Source organism: Paenibacillus amylolyticus (genome assembly GCF_003719335.1).
GTDB classification, from domain to species: Bacteria; Bacillota; Bacilli; order Paenibacillales; family Paenibacillaceae; genus Paenibacillus; species Paenibacillus amylolyticus_D.
The window spans coordinates 85,265-108,409 of record NZ_RIAS01000010.1; the positions used below are offsets into that span (position 1 = coordinate 85,265).

The 23,145-nt window shown below is 41.8% G+C and carries 10 protein-coding genes; 6 read left to right on the plus strand and 4 right to left on the minus strand.

All coding sequences use genetic code 11. The annotated features are described in order from the left end of the window. Positions 1–150 precede the first annotated feature (150 nt). Together EC604_RS18130 and EC604_RS18135 are read right to left on the minus strand one after the other, a co-directional pair. Positions 151–990 (minus strand): transporter substrate-binding domain-containing protein, encoded by an 840-nt coding sequence (locus EC604_RS18130; protein WP_123065496.1) that lies wholly within the window; start codon positions 988–990, stop codon positions 151–153. 237 nt (positions 991–1,227) lie between these two features. Beyond that, a complete protein-coding gene (locus EC604_RS18135) occupies positions 1,228–1,956 on the minus strand; it encodes an amino acid ABC transporter ATP-binding protein (protein WP_123065497.1) in 729 nt (242 codons plus the stop codon). 425 nt (positions 1,957–2,381) lie between these two features. Here EC604_RS18135 and EC604_RS18140 point away from each other — a divergent pair, with 425 nt between their 5' ends. Further along, the gene (locus EC604_RS18140; protein WP_123065498.1) at positions 2,382–3,998 is read left to right on the plus strand and encodes a glycoside hydrolase family 28 protein; all 1,617 of its coding nucleotides are present in this window, start codon (positions 2,382–2,384) and stop codon (positions 3,996–3,998) included. 214 nt (positions 3,999–4,212) lie between these two features. Here the strand turns inward: EC604_RS18140 and EC604_RS18145 are convergent, their stop codons facing one another. Then, the gene (locus tag EC604_RS18145; protein WP_123065499.1) at positions 4,213–5,064 is read right to left on the minus strand and encodes a helix-turn-helix transcriptional regulator; all 852 of its coding nucleotides are present in this window, start codon (positions 5,062–5,064) and stop codon (positions 4,213–4,215) included. A 278-nt stretch (positions 5,065–5,342) separates the two neighbouring features. Between EC604_RS18145 and EC604_RS18150 the strand changes: the two genes are divergently transcribed. After that, a complete protein-coding gene (locus tag EC604_RS18150) occupies positions 5,343–5,801 on the plus strand; it encodes a cupin domain-containing protein (RefSeq protein ID WP_123065638.1) in 459 nt (152 codons plus the stop codon). Positions 5,802–5,940: 139 nt separating this feature from the next. Here the strand turns inward: EC604_RS18150 and EC604_RS18155 are convergent, their stop codons facing one another. After that, positions 5,941–6,768, minus strand: coding sequence for an aldo/keto reductase (locus EC604_RS18155; protein WP_123065500.1), 828 nt, complete (start codon positions 6,766–6,768; stop codon positions 5,941–5,943). A 437-nt stretch (positions 6,769–7,205) separates the two neighbouring features. On the opposite strand from EC604_RS18155, the gene EC604_RS18160 reads away from it, so the two are divergent. From EC604_RS18160 to EC604_RS18175, 4 genes are read left to right on the plus strand one after another with little or no spacing between them, the layout of a single operon-like run. Then, on the plus strand, positions 7,206–12,785 hold the full coding sequence (locus EC604_RS18160; protein ID WP_123065501.1) for a type I polyketide synthase: 5,580 nt from the start codon (positions 7,206–7,208) through the stop codon (positions 12,783–12,785). Further along, the gene (locus tag EC604_RS18165; RefSeq protein WP_123065502.1) at positions 12,730–19,269 is read left to right on the plus strand and encodes a non-ribosomal peptide synthetase; all 6,540 of its coding nucleotides are present in this window, start codon (positions 12,730–12,732) and stop codon (positions 19,267–19,269) included. Before EC604_RS18160 ends, EC604_RS18165 begins: the two co-directional genes overlap by 56 nt. A 51-nt stretch (positions 19,270–19,320) precedes the next feature. Continuing rightward, entirely contained in the window at positions 19,321–20,097 is a 777-nt protein-coding gene (locus EC604_RS18170) for a thioesterase II family protein (RefSeq protein ID WP_151458093.1), read from the plus strand. Between the two features lie 16 nt (positions 20,098–20,113). Next, positions 20,114–23,140, plus strand: a complete 3,027-nt coding sequence (locus tag EC604_RS18175; RefSeq protein WP_123065504.1) for an efflux RND transporter permease subunit — start codon at positions 20,114–20,116, stop codon at positions 23,138–23,140. Positions 23,141–23,145: the final 5 nt, after the last annotated feature.

Below are 23,145 nucleotides of genomic sequence, written 5' to 3' on the forward strand. Positions count from 1 at the left end.
CTATTCCATCATCAGGTACATGGACTATTTCCTTCGTTAGTTGCATAAACTGCCTTGTCATCAGGGTCTATACTTCGCGTCATCAGACGCATAGAATAACTCACAACAAGCCCTCAATACACCGCGCCACTTTAAGTAGTCTGTTAAACGTTATTCAGGCTTGCTGCCCAGCCACTTTTCATGCAACGTGTCATACTCACCGCTATCCTTCAGGGATTTCAGCATCTTGTTCACTTCTTCTACAAAAGCCGTATCGCCCTTGCGAATCGCCATGCCATAAGGCTCGCTTGTGAAGTTGCCGCCAACCAGCTTGTAGTTGTTGTCCGTCTGTTGCATGCCAATGAGGATGATGTTATCGGTCGTCAGCGCTTCACCTTTGCCTGCTTTCAGCGCTGTAAACGCATCTTGATAATTATCAAACTCCAGCACTTCGGCTTTCGGTGCTTTCTCCCGAATGTTCTGTGCAGACGTAGAGCCTTTCACGGCAAGCACCTTCACACCATCCAGGCTCTCCAGACCAGCGATGGCACTATCATTTTTCACCAGAAGGGATTGGCCTGCTTCGAAGTACACATCACTGAAATCCACTTGCTCTTTCCGCTCATCCGTAATGGTCATCGTAGCAATGATGATGTCGATATCTCCGTTTTGCAGCATCGGTATCCGTGTTTTGGACGTCACTTCTTTCAGTTCAACCTTCGTTTCATCTCCCAGAATCTGCTTGGCGAGTGCCTTGGCAATATCGATATCGAAGCCTTCCACATCTCCGCTTGCCGGGTCTTTGAGTCCAAATAACTTCGTGTCATATTTCACGCCAGCAATCAGCTTGCCGCGTTCCTTAATCCGTTCAATCGTTCCTTGTGCTTCTGCGTCGCCCCCACCGCTCGCGGAAGGTGTATTTGTACCAGTGGAGTTACAGCCAGATAATACGAGTGATAGCATAAGCACCAACACTAAGGTTAAAGACGGGAACTTCATCATATTTTTCATCAATTTAAGACCCCTTTCAAAATGTGGAGTGAGCATAAATGATTGATTAACGTCTAAGTGAGAATAGCTTTTGTCTGTAAAGCCAAGCTTTATTTTTCCTGAGTTTAAGGCTTACCTGTGTTTACTTCGTGGTGGTTGATCTGATGTGAGTTTAGGAGTGTTGATTGGAGTTAAGCCTAACCATTGCTCATTAGCCATGGTAGTTATGCATCTGGATGAAAGAAATATGGTGCTAATCTAATGATGGATCAGGCGGCTAAGAAACTGTTGTGCTCTTTCTTCTCGGGGGTTGTCAAAAAAATCTACTGCGGATGCCTCTTCTACGATACGGCCCTCGTCCATGAAAATGACCCGGTCTGCCACCTCGCGGGCAAAGCCCATCTCGTGGGTAACGACCACCATGGTCATGCCATTGTGGGCAAGGGAGCGCATCACATCCAGAACCTCTCCGATCATCTCGGGATCAAGGGCGGACGTCGGTTCGTCAAAAAGCATAATCTTCGGCTCCATGGCGAGTCCTCTCGCAATGGCTACACGCTGCTGTTGTCCACCGGACAACTGGGAAGGGTAACTGTCTGCTTTATCGGCAATGCCGACCCGCTCCAGGTATTTCATAGCGGTCGCTACGGCTTGGGCTTTAGGTTGTTTACGCACCTTGACGGGTGCAAGAGTGATGTTGTCGATGACTTTTTTGTGGGGATACAGATTGAAATGTTGAAAAACCATGCCGATGTCGCGGCGGAAGAGGTTGATGTCCACCTTTTTCTGATGCAGAGGAACGCCGCTGACAACGAGCTCACCTTCACTGATGGTCTCCAGGCGGTTAATACAGCGGAGCAGCGTACTTTTGCCAGAGCCCGAAGGTCCGACAATAACGACCACTTCTCCTTCTTCGATACGAAGATGAATATCCTTGAGGACATGGAAATGACCGAAATGCTTTTGCACACGTTTAAATTCAATCAAGAACACACACCCTTTCTGCAATGGAGAGTATAAATGGAATAAAAAGGTATTATTGCAAAGTGGTTATTTAATCATACATAGACATCCTGCTAATAGCAATTGGTCTGTAATAAAACGTGACATAAGTAATGGGTTTAATAGGGCTGAAGCCCAAATTTACGTTATATATATGTTATATAGTTAATTTTATTGTGACGAATGCTGACAGAAAAATGATTCGATACTCCTAGTTTATTTACAATGACTGGAATTGATGTATGTTGTAAACTGGAATTGGTGTCCTGTTTTTATAAACGGGCTAACAAAATATAAATAACAAATAACATCAAGTTCACTCCGTACATGGCAAAAAAGCTTAACCCGTCACTACAGTACCGTTGATATGATGAAACGAGAGAATCGAGTAGAGAGGATGACTGCGTACCATGAATATTTATCGCTCCCCATTATCTGCAGGGTCAGGCAGCGCAGCTGAACTTCAAGCATACGAAGTGGATCTGCCCGTTATTCCTGACAATGATTTTCATATTACTGAGTATGGTGCCGTTGGAGACGGTTTGACAGATAATACAGAGGCTTTCCGGCTGGTTATTGCCGCATGTGCAGACGCGGGTGGAGGCAGGATCATCATTCCTGCCGGAGTATGGCTCACTGGACCGATCGTGCTTCGCAGCCGAATTGAACTGCATGTACAAGCCGGTGCGCTGGTGACATTCAGTCAGGATTTCAACAAATATTCTCTTATTGCATCAAGCTTCGAGGGTTGGCAGGTTGTGCGTTGTCAGTCTCCGATTGATGCAGACGGGCTCGAAGATATTGCGATTACAGGTGAAGGCATCTGGGATGGCGGCGGTGAAGCCTGGCGTCCGGTGAAACGTTCCAAAATGACAGCGGCTCAGTGGAAGCGACTGCTTGCCTCTGGTGGTGTTGTAGAAGAGTCGAATACGACGGATGAACAGATCTGGTGGCCTTCCCAATCTGCGATGGACGGCAGTGCCATTGCCGAGAAGCTCTACCAGGAAAAAGTACGTGATCTCACTGCGCATGAAGAGATCCGGGATTTCTTGCGGCCGAACATGGTTAGCTTGCGCCGATGCAAACGGGTTCTGCTGGAAGGGCCTACATTCCAGAACTCGCCGGCCTGGAACCTGCATCCCTGGGCATGTGAGCATGTGACAATTCGTAAAGTGAATGTGCGAAACCCTTGGTTCTCCCAGAATGGAGACGGGCTGGATATTGAGTCATGTCGTCATGTTCTGGTTGAGCAGAGTATGTTTGATGTCGGTGACGATGCGATCTGTATGAAGTCAGGTAAAGATGCCGAGGGGCGTGAACTTGGGATGCCATCGGAGTACGTTACGATTCGGGATTGCACGGTGTATCATGGTCACGGCGGCTTTGTAATCGGCAGTGAGATGTCGGGCGGTGTACGGCATGTACGGGTAACGGATTGTACATTTATCGGCACGGATATTGGTTTGCGTTTCAAGAGCGCACGCGGACGTGGTGGTGTTGTAGAAGATATTCAGATTGAGCGCATTTATATGAAGGATATCATTATGGAAGCTATTTCGTTTTCCTTTTTCTATGCCAATATGGAGGGGTCTGCCCGCGGTGGGGATCTTGCAAAAGAGGTCAGCGAAGAAACGCCGGTGTTCCGCGATATTCGCATCTCGGATGTGGTCTGCGCGGGAGCCGATACGGCATTATTTGTTAGCGGTTTACCTGAGATGCCCCTGGACAGCGTGAGTATTGAACGTTTCGGCGTGGAAGCTCGTACAGGCATTCAGTGTGCTCAGGCGAAACATTTACAGATTACAGGCCTTCAGGCACAGATCACCGAAGGTCCGCTCATTCATCTTCACAACTGCAAAGGCGCTACACTGGAGGACATAAAAGGTGTGGGTGCGGATGGGAAGCTGCTGAAAGTCACTGGACTTGAATCTGCGGGGATCGTATGTCGGGAAACGGATGCAGACATAGAAGGGCGACAGATATCGGTAAGTCCAGAAGTCCGAAATGGAGTTATCATTCGTAGATAAACGGTGTGATTTTTTCGTGGTGAGTACTTTGCCAGCCTTTTAAAATAACACAAGAAGTAAGTAACCTAATAGAAGTGTAGTAGGGCAGCTATGTATGCAGTCCAGTTATCGCCTGAACTTTTCCTGAGATAGAGAAGGGCACATAACTGGAGCTGGAGCACGGCTGCCCAATTGGCTTTGTATAGGTAGAATAGGCCAGGACAACATGTTACATTCATCGATGCTCTTTGCGATAACGCAGCGGCGTTGTGCCTGTGATCTGTTTAAAGGTTTTGTTAAAATGAGCGGTATGTTCAAATCCGACCTTTTCTGCGATAAATTGAACTCGCTCTTGTGTCGAAAGTAATCTTCGCTGTGCCTCTCGAACTCGAACGATACGCAAGTATTCGCTGAAGCGAAATCCGGTAAGCCTGCTGAACATTCGGCTGAGATAAGACGGGCTGATATAAAAGCGGGCTGCTGCACCTTCCAAAGTGAGCGGTTCAGTATAGTGTTTATTGACATAGGTTACGATCTCACTGATCTTGTCCTGCATCGGGTGCAGCGAGCCTGGATTGGATTCCCGGATAACCTCCTGTGCCCGGTGAACATGAATCAGAAGCTGAGCCAGAAGACTACGTACAGCGATCTCATAGTGAGGGCGTCGTTCTTTGCATTCCTGGAGCATCTGCCACAGGATGCGCTCAATCTCAGGTTGGTCCGACTCGGGAAGGCGAAGAAGGCTGGAGCATTTGAATGGCAACAGGCCACAGATGCCTAGCTCCATACCAGTGGCAAAAGCAGGCGAAAAACCAATGAGAATGCGTTCGAAGCCGGGTTTGTTGCCTTTGGAAGTGGTGTGTACATCATGCGGGTTGATGAGAACCAGGTCACCTTTTCGAGCAGGCAAAATCTGTCCATTCATGGAGTATACCCGTTCACCTTCGAGCAGGTAATATAATTCGTAAAAGGGGTGAGCATGAGGCTGCGGCATCGCACTTCCGTCATGTCTTCGCATATATTCTATGGTAAAGGCATAATCACCAATTCGATACTTGGGTCCGATTCGATCCTCAATGAGACTCATTAGGCAACTCCTCTCAACTTCAGCTTGGCGTTGATACTCATATCATAACGGAAAGTAGATATTTTTGTAAACGCTATCATTTAGAGTGAGATTGTTTTTTGGCTAGATAGATATCAACTGTTAGGGATAGAGAGATACTGTGGAAAAGGTGGACAAAATGAAAGGTTATCCGTTGTAAAGGTGACAAAACGGACATGTTGTTTTAGAGTAAGGAGGGCGAGGTCATGCTCCAGTTTGGGAGTATCCCCGAAAATGAATTGGAAGGAAGGAAACAAGTTATGACAACACATGAATTATCACCTCTCGTAGCTGCGCTGGATATGCAGCCTCACGTTGAGGGTGGTTGGTATAAGGAAGTTTGGAAAGCATCTTATCAAATCCCGCAATCCGTATTGCCAGATGCTTACTCTGGTCCACGCTTCTCGGCAAGTTCAACGTATTTCTTGCTTCATGCTCATGAAATTTCCGAGTGGCACACGGTGCTTTCGGATGAGCTGTGGTTATGGCACAGCGGCAGTCCAATTGAATTGAAATTGGGTGGCAACGGAGAAAACCCGGAGAATGAGGAAGTGCTGATTCTCGGCATGGATATCGAGGCAGGACAATCTCCGCAGGTACTTGTGCCCGCAGGTGTATGGCAGACGGCACGGCCACTGGGCGATGAGCCGGTTCTGGTCACTTGCGTCGTAGCGCCAGGTTTTCACTTCGATGACTTCAAGCTGGTGTCCAAAGGATAAGAATGTTAATCAGGATTGCATAACAAAAGGGACGAGGCAGGGGAATAATCCTGCTTCGTCCTTTTTTGTTAATTATGTTGGTAGGATGTCCCAGACACTGTTTGAAGTTGCCGGATCTGATCTGGACGGGATAACGCTCTTAAAAGTTAAAATTGTCCGGATCGGAACCGAAACGCTTATTCTCGTTCAGACCGTTAATCTGTTCAATCTCCTCAGCTGTTAACTCGAAATCATATAGCTCGGTATTGGCATGAATGCGCTCAGGTGTTACGGATTTCGGGATGGTCACGATGCCGTTTTGCAGATCCCAGCGTAATATGACTTGTGCCGGTGACTTGCCGTATTTGGCAGCGATGTCCTGGAGCAAAGGATGCTCCATCAGATTACCCTGTCCAAGTGGAGACCAGGCTTCAATCTGAATCTCATGTGTACTGCAATAGTCGCGCAGTTCCTTCTGAGTCAGGAGCGGGTGCAGCTCAACCTGATTGACCGCAGGTTTGACGGTGGCATCCATCAAGAGATCTTCCAGGTGATGAGTCTGGAAGTTGCTCACGCCGATGGCCCGAACACGCCCTTCCTTATAGAGCTTTTCCAGCGCTCTCCATGTATCTTTATATTTGCCTTTAACAGGCCAGTGGATCAGATAGAGATCGAGATATTCAAGCTCCAGACGTTTCATGCTCTCTTCGAAGGCAGCAAGTGTGCTCTCGTAGCCCTGGTCACTGTTCCATACTTTTGTTGTGATAAACAAATCTTCACGAGCAATGCCAGATTCACGAATGCCTAGAGCGACACCGGATTCGTTATTATATACTTTGGCGGTATCGATGCTACGGTATCCAGCTTCTATCGCTGTTTTGACGGCACTTACAACCTCATCTCCGTCTTTCACTTTAAATACGCCAAAGCCAAGCCATGGCATCTTAACTCCATTATTTAGTGTGGTTGTGTCCTGAACGTGTTTCATGATCGGTCATTCCTCCTCTGATTCATCTGTGAATTTCCTATATATAGAGTACTACGATATAAGCAATTGGTCTAATTTTCGAAATAGGATTTGTTAAAAAGAGATAGTTAAATTTTAATAATTATTACTTTGAGACATATATAGTTATGTTGGACTAGTTATTTAAATAAAAGTAACTATTTACAACAAAATGGTTTATGGTTCCAAAAAACTATGATATAGTAAACTTGGTATATATAACCTATATTGTAATCTCCATATTCACAATCGCGCATTCATAATAGGGGGATTACCCCAAAATGGCTTGGGGAAGGGATGATGGTTAAAGTTGAATTGCCTCAGATCTCGTTTGTCGTAAAAAACATTTCATGATGCATGTTGATGAGTATGTCACGATTTAATATTTCTGTGTTCATATAACAATGGAGGTAAGTGATATGAGTGGTTTTGCTGAGCATAAGAATGAGCCTATTGCAATTATTGGTGTGGGGTGTCGTTATCCGGGTGGTGTGCATTCTACTGAGTCATATTGGAAGTTGCTTGTAGATGGAGTTGACACTATTTCTGAAGTGCCAGAGGATCGTTGGAACAAGAATACATACTACAATCCTAAGAAGGAAAATATGGGTAAGACACAATCTAAGTGGGGTGGATTTTTAGATAGAGTGGATCATTTCGATGCTGCTTTTTTTGGTATTTCTCCAAGAGAAGCGGCTTTGATGGATCCGCAACAAAGGTTGCTGCTGGAAATTTGTTGGGAAGCAATGGAGGATGGGCTTCAGGTTCAGGAGAAAATGGCAGGTACCGATGTAGGCGTGTTTATTGGTGCTTTTACATTGGACTACAAACTACTACAGTTTTCAGAATCAAACAGACACCTTGTTGATGCACATTCGGCTACCGGAGCAATGATGACTTTGTTAGCCAATAGAATCTCATATGTCTATGATTTTCGTGGGCCTAGTTTAACAGTAGATACTGCTTGCTCTTCTTCACTTGTTGCTGTACATCTGGCCTGTCAAAGTCTTTGGAATGGCGAAAGCTCCATGGCGTTTGCAGGGGGAGTAAATGTAATTGTAAAACCTGAATATTATATTGCGGAATCAAAAGCAGGGATGTTGTCACCAGATGGTCGCTCCAGAGCGTTTGATTCAAGAGCTAACGGTTACGTTCGTGGGGAGGGGGCAGGAGTAATTCTACTTAAACCCTTATCAAAAGCTTTGAAAGATGGAGATCCTATACATGCTGTAATTCGAGGAACTGGTAGCAATCAAGATGGAAATACACCGGGAATTACTGTGCCAAGGGGTGATTCGCAGAAGCAGTTGATTCAGGAAGTTTATAGCAGAAGCGGAGTTAATCCTCAGAACGTAAAATATGTAGAAGCTCATGGGACGGGTACTCCAGTGGGAGATCCAATTGAAGCTAATGCACTTGGCAGTATTTTTGGAAATCAGGCTGAAGGCCAACAATGTTATATAGGATCAGTCAAAACAAATATCGGACATACAGAAGCTGCTGCGGGTATAGCAGGGTTGATCAAAGCAATGCTATGTCTTAAAAATAAACAGATTCCTGCACATCTGCATTTTGAGAATCCGAATAAGGATATTGACTTAGAGGCATTAGGGATAAAGATACCGACAAAACTGACCGAATGGCCGACTAGGGAACATGAACCAGCTATGGCGAGTGTCAATTCCTTTGGCTTCGGGGGAACGAATGCTCATGTGATTTTGCAAGAGTACAATGATAAGCCACAAGATGCGAAGAATTCAATAATTAAAGATAAGGGAGATTCAACACCTGAAAATGTGATCTGTCCCATTGTAATTTCGGCACGTAGCCAGGATGCACTTAGAGATTTAGTACTTGCTTTTAAAGAAAAATTCGCCGGATCTACATATAGTCTTCAAGATATAGGATACAGTTTAGCTCGCAAAAGGAATCATCATGATCATAGATTGTCTATCTCTGCTGTATCCATTAATGACTTAAACGAGAAAATTGATCAATTTCTAAATGGAGATATTGGTGATGGAATCAGTTCTGCAATTTCTTATGGGAAGCATAAGCAACCGTTAGCTTTCGTATTTACAGGTATGGGTCCTCAATGGTGGGCTATGGGAAGAGAATTATTAAACGAAGATGTGGTATTTCAGAATTTTGCTAAAAAATGTGATGAATTATTTATGAAATTATCAGGTTGGTCTTTAATTGATGCTATGAATGCGGATGAAATGCATTCCCGTATGGAAGATACGGAAGTCTCTCAACCCGCCAACTTTCTCTTACAGGTTGGCCTTGTGGAGCGATGGAAGGCATGGGGCATTGAACCTGATGCGATCGTAGGACATAGTGCTGGTGAAGTAGCTGCTGCATATTGTGCAGGTGTACTGAGTTTAGAGGATGCCATCAAGGTTGTCTATTACCGAAGCCATCTTCAGCAGAGAACAACAGGATGTGGACGTATGGCAGCGGTTGGTTTATCCCACGAGGAAGCAAAGATTGCGATCCATGATATGGACCAGATATCCATAGCGGCCATTAATAGTCCAAACTCGGTCACACTAGCAGGAACACCAGAATCGTTGGAAAAAGTTATTCAGTCATTGGATAACAAAAAGATTTTTTATAAATATTTACATGTTAACGTGCCATATCACAGTCATTACATGGATCCATTGGAAGATGATTTGATTCGTGGGTTAAAAGATATCCATGTTATGGAGGGGCATACACCGCTATACTCCACTGTTACTGGGAAAATAATGAGTGAAGGAGATTTTTCAACCCAATATTGGTGGAAAAACGTAAGAGACTCTGTTCTTTTTGCAGAGGCTGCAGGAAATATGATCAAGTCTGGTATTTTGAATTTTATAGAAATTGGCCCTCATCCTGTGTTAGCAAGTTCTTTAAAAGAATGTTTGAGTCTGCATAACTCTAAGGGTGAGACATTCACATCCTTGCGCAGAAAGGCAAATGATAGAAAGACATTAATTGATTCATTGGGAGCAATATATAGTAAAGGTTATAACATAAACTGGCCTGCGATATATTCGGAATCAACAGAAATGATAGCTATGCCTATTTATCCTTGGCAAAGAGAACGTTACTGGCAGGAATCAAAAATCTCGGAAGAAGAACGGGTTATTAGCCCCTCGCATACTTTACTAGGAAGAAGATTGAATACACCTGATCCTACTTGGGAGAACGAATTGGACTTGTGGTGCTCTCCATTTCTGGAAGATCATCAGATTCAGGGTACGATTGTCTATCCGGGAGCAGCTTATGTCGAAATGATGCTAGCTGCTGCTAAGGAATTATTTGGGGATACAAGGTATATCTATGGTGAAGATGTCAAGTTTAGAAAAGCACTCTTCTTGTCTCCATCCGAAATAATTAAACTCAGATTGATTTATGTTGAGCAAACTTCAGAAGTTGAAATTTATAGCCAAAAACTAGGGGCATCCGAAGGGTGGACTTTGCATGCCACAGGTTCAATTCGAACAGACGCTGGAACAAATAAACCTGGTTACGAGCTTGCAAGTTTGAAAGAGCAGTGTGAGTTAGAGATATTCAAAGAAAAATGCTACTTACAGTTTAGAAAGTTTGGACTAGAGTACGGGGAAGGCTTCCAAGGGATCGAAAGGTTGTGGCAAGGAGAACATTGTGCACTTGCTCAGATTTTGGTGCCTGACTGTATACAGTCTGAATTGGACAAATTCCAGATTCATCCGGCTGTATTGGATCAATGTTTTCAGGTTCTTGCTGCTGCACTCCCTTTTCAGCAAGAAGACGAAAATTCTTCAGTGTACATGCCTGTTGGGGTTTCTAAAGGTGCGCTTCATGCACCGTTAAAATCCAATATGTGGATATATGCATCTATCACAGAAAAAAGTGAAACTCTACTTAAAGGTGATATCTTCCTCATGGATTCTGATGGTAAGACTATTATGGAAATTTTAGGGTGTGAAGCTATGTCATTGAAGGATGATACTGCTTCAAACTCTGTCAAAGTACCTCAAAGTATCTATGAAACCCAGTGGATTTTGGAGCCTAGGCATAATCCAATTGATTATGCACCTGTGAATCATAAAGAGCAAGGTGCATGGATCGTGTTTTCTGATATGCAATCTATTAGTTCTATGCTCATTGAAAAATTAGAGGGGAAAGGCGAATATTGTTATCGTGTAAGTCACGGTTCAACCTATGGGAGAAACGGTGAGAACTTCATCTTAAATTCTTCCAGGTCTGAAGATTTTGTTAGTTTACTTCAAAGTGTAACCTCTGAAGGCAAACGGTTAAAAGGGATAATATATAACTGGGCCTTAGATATTTCTGAGGGCAGTATGATAAATTCGGAATCTTTAAATGAAGCAGAACAATTGGGCAGCATCGGTATCCTCTATTTAATGCAGGCCATAACACATAATCGACTTCAAGATAAAATTCGTGTATGGGTGGTGACCAAAGGAGCACAACAGGTCGTGGATGCTGCTCCTCTAAGTCAGATTTCTCAATCTCCGATTTGGGGATTGGCTAAAGCGATCGGTCATCAGGAGTATATGGATCAATGGGGAGGAATTATTGATTTGGATGATAATTCTTCAGCTGAGGACAATTCATCCAATTTATTTGAGGAAGTATGGCATACGGATGGAGAAGATCACCTAGCTTATAGAATGGGACAGCGGTATATCCTCCGATTGGAAGAAGATATTACATTGAATAGTTCCATTCCTGCCAAATTCCGTGGCGATGTGAGTTACCTTATTACTGGTGGTTTCGGTGGATTGGGACTGCTGACTTCCAAATGGATGATTGAGCATGGGGCACGACGCTTGATCCTGATGGGGAGAGCGGAATTTCCAGAACGTAAGAGTTGGAGGGATATAGACCCTGACTCTGTACAGGGAAAGAGAATTGCTGCTGTAAAAGAATTGGAGAAACTGGGTGCGACGATTCATTTTGCCAAGGCTGATGTATGCAATAAGGAAGAAATTGAACGTGCTGTTCATGAATATAATGAAGCTGGCTGGCCGGAAATACGTGGTGTCATTCATGCTGCTGGAGTTGCAAGACCTCAATTACTGTATCAGATGAAGCAACACGACTTCATTAATGTCTTGCGCCCTAAGGTGCTAGGGGGCTGGAATTTGCATGAACAATTTAAAGATGATCCTCTCGATTTCTTTATTTTATTCTCTTCGGTCGCATCTATAGTGGTTATGAGCGGGCAAGCAAACTATAGTGCAGGCAATTCATTCCTGGATGCACTTGCGCATTATCGCAGAGCACGAGGGATGCATGGATTAAGTATCAACTGGGGGCCTTGGCTTGAATCAGGTATGGCAACACAGTTGGATTTACTTAACTTTTTTGACACGCGTGGATTGTTTGCAATGACCAATAGCCAAGGTCTCGAAGCCCTCAACCATATTCTATGTCAGACTCGAGCGCAGTTCACTGTGTTAGGAGCTGATTGGCCAAGAGTTGCGGATAAAAACTATCCTTTAGGTAATGTACCGCCATTGATTGCATCTCTTGTATCGAAACATAGAGCTCTGCAAGCTCAATCTGATTCTGAAGGTCAGCATACAGTAAATTTTGTCGAGGAGTTAATGTCCGTTACTGAGCCCGAAGAAAGGTTGGAAATGCTTGTATCTTATCTTTTGGATGTTTCAAGTACTGTACTTCGAATGAATAGATCCAGTATTGAGGCGTCTTCTCCGCTCAATTCTTTTGGGCTAGATTCAATGATGGCTATGGAGCTCAAAGGAGCTATCGAATCTGGGTTACAGGTTAGTGTCGCAGTAGTTGATCTTTTAAGAGGAGTAACCACTGAAGATTTGGCTATTAGTATCATGGAAATGCTGATTGAAAAACAAGCTGGTCAGTCTGACCAAACGGTAGAAGAACTATTATCTGAGATGGAAGAGTTGCCAGAAGATATGTTACATGAAATGCTTAGCCAAATTGCAGCCGGGAGTGAACAAGTTGGGAAATCTCAATGATCGCATTTCAGCCCTGTCTGAAGAACAAAAGGCTTTATTGAAGCTGAAGCTTCAGTCAAAATTACATCAGGAAGCTGAAGTGCAAGAGCTTAAATTGGATGTTGATCATGAAACATTGTCCTTTTCGCAAAAGCGCCTCTGGTTTCAGAGTCAATTGGATGTGGAGAGTGCAGCATATAATATTCCTTCTGCATTTTTGTTATTGGGGGATTTGAATCCACATATATTAGAGCGTTGCTTTTACGAATTAGTAGAGAGGCATGAAATATTACGTACAAATATCGTTGTTAATACAGAAGGTGAGCCTAGACGTAATCAGCTGTCTAATGTAGAGGTAACGATTCCGGTTGTAGATCTAACGGACATGTCAAGAGATGACCAACGGAAAGAAAGAACTCGAATTGTACAGGAGGAGATCGGGAAACCGATCTCTCCAACTTCTTCATCCGTTCTGTGGCGGTTGTTATTGATACGTCTGAATCAGGATGAGCATTATCTTGTCATTACGATGCATCATCTGATCTTTGATGGATGGTCAGTTACATTGATGCTTCAGGAGTTAAGTGCGCTTTATACTGCGTTTAATAAACAATTGTCCTCACCTCTGGAACCATTGACAGTTCAATATTCAGATTATGTTACTTGGCAGAAACATCATAAATCGGAACAGGTCTTGCAGAAACAATTAAAATATTGGTCAGATTACTTGGAAGGGGCGGCATCCGTTCTTGAATTGCCTACTACATATGTACGTCCTTCTCTACAAACCTTCAATGGAGCTTCATACGTTCTGGAATTGTCAAAGGAATTAAATGAGAAGCTTAAAAATTTGTGTGTTTCTGAGGAAGCAACACCATTCATGGTCACCCTTGCAATATTCAAAACCTTATTATATCGATATACGGAGCAGTCAGATATCACATTAGGTGTTCCTGTTTCTGGCCGAAATGAACGTCAGTTTCAGCAACTGATCGGAGTTTTTGTTAACACACTCCCGATTCGAACTGTTTTTTCGGAAGAAATGAGTTTTAGAACGCTACTTAGAACAATCAAGATGAACTCTTTAGAAGCATTTTCTAATCAGGATATACCTTTTGAGGATATTGTTCAGGCGGTGCAGCCTAATCGAAGTGCAAGTATGAATTCATTGTGTCAGGTGCTTTTTACATATCAAAAGGCAGTGCCCAATTTTCAGCTAGATCATGTTCTAATGAACTATCAGCCTATTGATGGAGGTACTTCAAAGTTTGACTTATCACTAGACATTTTGGATGGTGGGAATCAATATCCACCTAAATGTATCTTTGAATACAATACTGATCTGTTTGATTTCTCGTTTATGAAACGTATGGCTAGTCATTTTGAGATTTTGTTGGAGAGAATCTCAGCCGATCCTGATGCTCTTCTGGGGCAATTTACATATCTAACTCCTGAGGAGATAAATAAACTTAAGTTTTGGCAAGGTACTACGATTAATTATTCGGAGAATGATAATTTTTGTACATTGTTTGAGAAAAACGCTATGTATAAAGGGGATTCCATTGCTTTAAGTTTTAATGGTGAACAAGTTACTTATCGTGAATTACATGAACGTTCCAGCAAACTGTCCACATATCTAATCGATAAACCAGTGGAGGCTGGAAGTGTAATCGGTATATGTCTACCTAAGTCCATAGAATTCATTGTTGCTGTCATGGGGATTCTTAAAGCGGGAGCGGCTTTTCTACCCATGGATCCTTCGTATCCTACCAGTCGTTTAGAACACATGGTGGTGGATTCAAAGATGGAACTCGTGGTCACGAGAAATGATGTTAGTTGCCTAGATTTCGGCTCTTGCGATGTAGAGAAAGTCTTGATTGAAGAAGCGGTTTTACAAATATCAACTAACAGTTGTACTCGTATGGTTTCAGGCGATGATCTTGCTTATGTGATATACACATCTGGTTCTACTGGGCTGCCTAAAGGCACGATGGTGACTCATCGTAATCTAATTCATGCTTATCGGGGTTGGGAACACGAATATCGTTTATCTACTGAAACGACTTCTCATTTACAAATGGCCAGTTTATCCTTTGATGTATTTGTAGGTGATGTGGTCAGAGCCCTTGGGTCGGGTTCAAAATTAGTTTTATGCCCTTCTGATTTGTTGTTGGAACCCTCTAGATTGTATAAATTGCTCTATCAAGAAAAAGTAGATTGTGCAGAGTTTGTACCCGCAGTGATCAGAGGGCTTATGCAATACCTTGATGAGAGTAATCAAGATCTTGACTTTATGAAGTTAATCATTGTTGGTTCGGATACATGGACCATGGAGGAGTATTCTAAATTAAGGAGTTTCTGTGCGAATGATGCTCGATTGATTAGTTCCTATGGGCTAACAGAAGCTACAATAGACAGCTCTTATTATGAGTATCAGAACGATTCTGCTCATTTTAATGAGACTGTTCCGATAGGGAAGCCATTTCCCAATACACAATTACTTATTCTAGACAGACATAGACAAGAGGTCCCGATTGGTATTACTGGTGAATTATACATTGCTGGTGATGGGGTAGCAAAAGGCTATATCCATAAGTCTAACTTAAGCAAAGAACGTTTCTTGACAATTTCCACAGGAATCAGACAAACATTGTCTGTTTACAAAACTGGTGATTTAGCCAGATATCTAGCTGATGGGAATATTGAATTAGTAGGACGTTCTGATTTCCAGGTGAAAATACGTGGGTATAGAATCGAGATTAGCGAGATCGAAAAAAATATTCTACATGTACCAGGTGTCAGCCAATGTGTGGTCGTTGTCAAAGAGGATAAACATGAATTAAAATATCTGGTTGGATATATAATTTGTGGAAAAGAAGCGGTCGCCACGAGTAAAGATGTACGAGACTATTTGAAAAAACAATTGCCTGATTACATGGTACCCTCTTCTGTTGTTGTGTTAGAAGAATTCCCATTAACAAGTAATGGGAAGGTAAATAGATTACTTCTTCCAACGCCAACTGTTTTTGATATGAGTGTAGATACAATGTATGTGCAACCTCGAACAGAACTAGAAGAAATCATAAGTGGAATCTGGAAGGATGTTTTTGGGGTTTCGCGAGTTGGCATTCAAGATGACTTCTTCGAGCTTGGCGGATATTCCTTGTTGGCTATGAAGATTGTTGCCCTGATCCGTAAGGCTACTCAGGTTGAACTACCCTTGCAAGCTTTATTTCAAGCCCCTACTGTAGAAGGGCTTGCGGAGACGGTAGCATCACTTCTTAATAGTCATTCGACAAATATAAGTAAGACAAATACAGATTTAATGCTTATGATCCATGCTGATCCTATAAATAAATATAAGCCTTTCCCGCTTACTGACATTCAACATGCCTATTGGATCGGTCGCAACGAAAGTTACGAACTCGGAAATGTTTCCACACATAGCTATGATGAGTATGAAGCGCAATTTCTGGATATAGAGAAATTTGAGAATGCTTGGAATGTGTTAATCAAGCGCCATGACATGTTAAGAACTGTAGTTACATCCGAAGGGATGCAGAAGGTTCTTTCAGAAGTTCCGTTCTACCAAGTGAAAGTTACAGATCTTCGAGGTAAAAAACAAGAAGAAATTAAAAATTCAATTGATACAACGAGACAAGAAATGTCGCATCAAATGTTGAATCCACATCAATGGCCTGTTTTTGATATTCGGATCACTTTGTTGGAAGATCAAAAGTCACAGATTCATTTTAGTACAGATGCCATAATGTGGGATGTATGGAGTTTTGTTATATTAATGAGAGAACTTGTTTTGATATATACAGGGAAAGAATCGGAACTTAGTCCTTTAGAAATTTCATTCCGGGATTATGTGATGGCTCAACAAGAATTTAAGAAGTCAAAGCAATACAAGGAAGCTTTTGAGTACTGGAAAACTCGAGTACCTACAATGCCTCCGTCACCTGAACTACCCTTATCACGAAATCCGACAGAGATTATAAAACCTAAATTTGTTCGCTACCATGAAAAACTGGACATTGAATCATGGACTCGCTTGAAAACCAAAGCAATGAAAATTGGTATCACAACAACAGGGATCTTATTAACTGCTTTTGCAGAGGTCATTCGAAAATGGAGTAAGAATCCTGATTTCTCATTGAATCTAACCTTTTTAAATCGAAATTCATCTCATGCTCAAATTAATCAAATTGTTGGAGAATTTACTTCGGTTCTATTATTTGAGGTGAAAAACAATAGAACATCCACTTTCATTGAGCGTGCTAGACAAATTCAAAACCATTTATGGAATGATCTCGAGAACAATTACATTAGTGGCGTAGATTTAATCAGAGAGTTGAATGCTATTCATGGCGGAGGCAATCAAGCAAAGATGCCTGTAGTGTTTACCAGTGCCCTTGTCGTTCCAATCCCGGACGAGAAAGAGATGCCTTTCCCTATCAAACCTGTAGAAAGCTTGGGAGTAACCCAAACTTCACAAGTTTGGCTGGATTGTGGAGTATGGGATGATCGTAATGGTCTCTATTGCAACTGGGATGTCGTAGAAGAAATGTACCCCCCAGGCTTTATTAAGGAAATGTTTCATGTATTCTGGTCGTTAGTGAAGCGGCTTGCAGAAAATGACGAAGTCTGGAACCAGCGGTGTATTCCATTAGTTCCTATGAAGCAATTAGAAAGAAGGAACGAAACTGATCCCCGACAGCAGTTGCAATGCGCTGAGCTATTACACACATTATTTAATAAGAGTGCACTTATTTATCCTAATCATCCTGCCATTATTAGTTCTCATAACATACTGACCTATGATGAACTTTTTAGAATATCGAATCAGATTGGTAGACAGCTTCGTTCGTATGACATTCTGCCGAATCATCTGGTGGCAATATACATGAATAAGGGCTGGGAGCAAGTCGCAGGCGTTCTGGGGGTTATGCAAGCTGGTGCAGCTTATTTGCCGATTGATCCAGATCTCCCTGAAGAAAGATTGAGAGAATTATTTGAATTCACAGATATAAAATATGTCCTAACTACGAATGAACTATTGGAAAAACTACGGAACTTACCTAGTGTTTTTGCAGTGGCTATTAGTGAAGAATCGCTAAAAAGTTGGTCGGATGAACCTCTAGATTCGGTGCAGGCTTCAAGTGACCTTGCGTATACCATCTTTACATCAGGCACTTCTGGTAAACCAAAAGGTGTAATGATCGATCATGCAGGGGCTGTTAATACGATTATGGATGTTAACAGAAGATTTGCCGTAGATCATAACGATAAGGTGCTTGCTCTATCAGCATTTCACTTTGATCTCTCTGTGTATGATATTTTTGGAAGCTTGGCAGCAGGGGCTACAATCATCATTCCAGATCATCATAGGCTACTGGAGCCAGCACATTGGGAAGATACCATAAAACAAAACGGAGTGACCATCTGGAACTCTGTGCCTTCGCTAATGGCGATGTATGTGGAGCATTTAAGAAACCACAATAAAAGTTCAACGACACTGCGATTAACGTTGCTTAGTGGCGACTGGATTCCTCTATCTTTACCAAGTCAAATTAGATCTGTATCAAAAGTGGAGGATATTGTCAGTTTGGGGGGAGCAACAGAAGCTTCAATATGGTCAATCTTCTACAGAATTAATGAAGTGGAGCCAGATTGGAAAAGCATACCCTATGGGAAAGCGCTATCGGGACAGAAAATTTATGTGTTAAGTGATGCACTTGAACCCTGCCCTGACTGGGTCACAGGACAAATCTATATCGGAGGAGTCGGGTTGGCTAAAGGGTACTTCAAAAATGAGGAAGCAACCAAGTCGAGTTTTCTTTATCACGCCAATGAGCACATCTATCGAACGGGAGATTTAGGAAGATACTTACCGGATGGAAATGTTGAATTTCTGGGTAGAGCAGATATGCAACTGAAAATTCAAGGATATCGAATAAATCCCAATGAGATATGTTATCAACTGCTAAAACATCCTTTAGTAGATGATGCGGTTGTATTATCAGTGGGTGAGCCAAAAGCTTATCAGAAGTTAGTAGCCTACTATCGAGCAACTGAAAATCCCAACAATATTAGTGATGAATTAAGAAGCTTTTTGGCGTTGAAATTGCCGAAATATATGATCCCTGTAGCTTTTGTAAGGGTAGAATCGTATCCACTTAATGCAAATAACAAGATTGATTATGATTCTCTGAGGGACGGAGTAGACTGGAAGTTGCACATAATCAATAACTATCAGGCTCCTTCTACAGCGTTGGAAAAAAGTATTGCCGCAATGATATCCAATATACTCCAGCTCCCTCTTCCTGGGGTAAGAGATACTTTTTATGAGTTAGGAGGGGATTCGCTACAATTAGTCAAGCTTCTTACGAAGTTAAGAGAATACTATAGTATTGATTTGCTTGTGGGAGAACTATTACAGAACCCGACAATAGAGAAGCTTGCTATATGTTTGAACCAGAAATATGGCATTGAAAAATAAAATAGTTAAATTCTCCACAGAAGGGGCTGCTGATTTTTGAATAGAGTTTCTATGAAAAAGTATAATTCATGGATTGTAAGTTTCTATCCTGTAGCAACCCCCCGGCTTCGTATTTTTTGTTTCCCCTACGCCGGGGGGAATGCCATTGCTTACAAAGACTGGGGAGATTATTTCCCAGAAGATATTGAGGTTTGCTGTATCCAGCTTCCTGGAAGAGGTGACCGTTTGCTGGAGTCTCCAATCTCCTCGCTCCCTGTAATAATGGAGAAGTTAGGTGAATGTTTTCTTGATTTTGCAAAGGGGATACCATTCGTTTTTTTTGGTCACAGTATGGGTGCGTTATTGGCCTTCGAATTTACGCAATATCTAAAAAAACATCATCAGATCGAGCCGGAGGCGCTGTTCGTTTCTGCTCATCGTGCTCCCTATCTACCTAGAAAAGATAATTCTATATATTATAATTTGCCCGATGATGAATTATTGATGAGGTTAAAAGAATTAAACGGGACTCCTGACTGGTTTTTTAACGAGCCTGAACTGGTTAAACTTTCACTGCCAACGATCAAGGCAGATCTTGAATTATGCGAATGTTACAGTTATCAAGATTATCCCTTATTAAACATCCCAGTATATGCTTTTGGTGGAACAAGAGATCCTGAGATCAGTGAAGATAGTATTAAAGCATGGGAAAAGCATACGATGTCAGAATTTCATGCGAAGTTCCTGCCAGGTGATCATTTCTTTTTACATAGCTCAGAGGAGTTACTTGTTTCTGAGATTTATAAGGTAATGAGGAAAATTGTGTTGTCTAGTGTCAAACAATCGTAATAAGAGGAGTAGAGCCATGTCCTTTCTTTCAAGATTTAGTGTCAATAATCCGGTTGCCATATGTATTGTAATTATTTTGATTGTTGTTGCTGGGATTTATTCTGTCCCTCGATATAAACAGGAGTCTCTACCATATGTTGAGATACCATACTTACACGTGACTACAGTATATGGCGGGGCATCTTCACAAGAGGTACAAAATGAAATCACAGTACCTATCAATCGTGCGTTAAAAAACGTTGAGGGTATAAAGGTATCTCAATCCACCTCTGCAGCAAATTTTTCTGATATAACGATGGAATTTGGATTTAAAGAGGATATGAATGAAAAGCTGAAGCAGGTTGAGGAAGTGTTAAGGTCGGTTACTCTTCCGGCTGGCGCAGACAAACCACAGACCAGTAAATTTACGATTGATGATAAGCCGATTATGTATCTGTCTCTCAGTAAGCAAAATGATATTCAGGACAGTGAGTTTCAACAAGTCATAGCAGATGAGTTAATGCCTAAATTAGAGAATGTTAGTGGTATAAGTCAATTAAAAGTGTATGGGCTCGCATCTAAAAATGTTTACGTCAAGCTTGATCCCATTAAGTTAGAAGCTAATAAAATTGCTCCCCAACAAGTGATCCAGTTACTGAGGGCAACCAACACAACAATTCCATTTGGCACCATTATGTTAAATAACTCTTCGACAGAGATACAGATAAGCGGTAATTTTGATACTATCGAAGAATTGAAAAAATTTGCACTTGAACCCTCAGGGCAATTAAGACTTAGCGATGTAGCAGTGATAAGTGAAGGTTTTGCTCAACAAGACACAATCACTAGACAGGGTGGGGCAACGGGCAGCTTGATACACATTATGAAAGATGCCAATGCGAATGTTGTTGAAATATCTGATCAAATACAAAAAATTTCCGATGAATTTGACTCAGGTAAAGTTAAAATGGAAATTATCTATGACAGTGCAACGGATGTAAGAAAGTCGGTTGGTGGATTAACTCGTGAAGCCATACTTGCTGCTATATTTGCTTCATTATTTATATTTATTTTCCTAAGAAATGCAAGGGCTACGTTAATCGCGATTGTTTCTATTCCATTGTCGATATTGATCACATTAGCTTTTCTGAAGTACTTTACGGATATTACGATGAATGTGTTAACTCTTGGTGGTATAACCGTTGCTATTGGTAGAGTTGTTGATGATAGTATTGTTGTGATTGAAAATATAATAAGAAGATCTAGAAACGAGAAAATAACGAAAGATCTTGTCGTTGAAGCTACAAAGGAAGTTGGTAAGGCAGTTACAGCCTCGACGGTTACAACTGTTGCTGTTTTCTTACCGCTAAGCGTGGTCAGCGGATATATTGGCAAAATATTTGCTCCGTTCTCGTTAAGTGTCATTGTCGCTCTGGTTGCTTCTTTAATAGTTTCGCTAACAGTAGTACCTATGTTGAGCTTTGTACTTCTTCGAAACGCTAAAGTTGAGCAACACAAAGAAGAGGGGCTTCTTATTAGAAGTTATGTCAGATGTCTTAAGTGGTTCATTACGCACAAAAAAACTGTGCTTATTGGAGCTCTAGTATTCATTTTACTTAGTATTCCTTTGGTGAAATTAACAGAAATTACATTTTTTCCGCAAAAGAGTGGTAAATATATTAAGTTAATATATAACCTTCCCAAAGGTGTGAGCCTTCCTGAAGTAGACTCGAAAGCACGGGAAATTGATACTTTGATTAACCAGTCATCAGATGTAAAAAAAGCCGTTGTAACCTCTGGTTCACTTCCAGGTGAACTTGATCCTAATACGTATTTAGCCAGCACTGGTAATAAGGCCGAATGGTTTATTGCGCTCCAAAATGATACAGACATTCAGAGCTTTATTGCGAATACGAAAGATCAATTAAAAGAGTATGTCAGCGGAAATAATTTAGAGATTAGAGAGATTATCGATGGACCCCAAGGGCCTGATATTTCAATTGTAATTAACGGGTCAGATTTGAAGGATATCAAATCCTCGACTGAACAAGTCATTGCTGCGTTAGAAGGAATTGAAGGAACAGCAAATATCGCAGGCAGTATTTCTGATTACACCAAAGCGGTTGACATCAACATTCGCGCAGAGGATGCATTGAAATATGGGCTTACAACCGGACAGGCATGGGAATTGATTAATCCCATTTTCTCTCAAAATACTGTGGGCAAACTGGGGAATCAAGAGAATGCTTCTGATATTGTTGTACAGTATGACAAAAAGAATTACTCCATAAATGAGTTAAGAAATCTTCCTATTCTATCACCGACTGGTCAATGGATTACAGCAAAAGAAATTGCTGATATTAAGGAAGTTGAACATCTGGGATTAATTCAATACCAAAATGATGAGCAATTTTCTGTAATTACAGGGCAGATTATTGCTGAAAATAGCAGTGAGATTAATTCAAAGATTAAAGAAAAACTAAGCTTGATCCAGTTTCCGGATAATGTAGATCTTGTGCAAGGAGGAAGTAGTAAACAGGTTGAAGAAATGATTACAGATATGGTACTCGCTATCATTATTGCTGTAGGACTTGTGTATATGGCTATGGTAGTAACATTTGGAGGGGGGAAAATACCTTTTACGATTTTGTTCTCGTTTCCTTTAGCTTTTACCGGAGCGATACTTGGTACTGTACTGGCAGGCCAGCCGATCTCTATAGCTAGTTTAATTGGTTTGTTAATGCTTATTGGTATTGTTGTGACTAATGCTATCGTACTGGTAGATCGAGTTCAACAAGAACGCGCGTCAGGCTTAACCATTCGTGAAGCTTTAATTCATTCGAGTAAAGTGCGAGTTCGTCCAATAATCATTACTACAGTCACTACGATTGCAGCGTTATTGCCGCTTGTCATTGGTGTAGGCGAAGGTGGTTCTCTGGTTTCCAAAGGATTGGCTGTCGTGGTCATTGGTGGATTAATTACATCGACTATTCTTACGTTGTTTATTATCCCCACTCTTTATGAGGTGTTCCATTATCGAAAATTACGAAGTGAAACGAAGTAATCTCA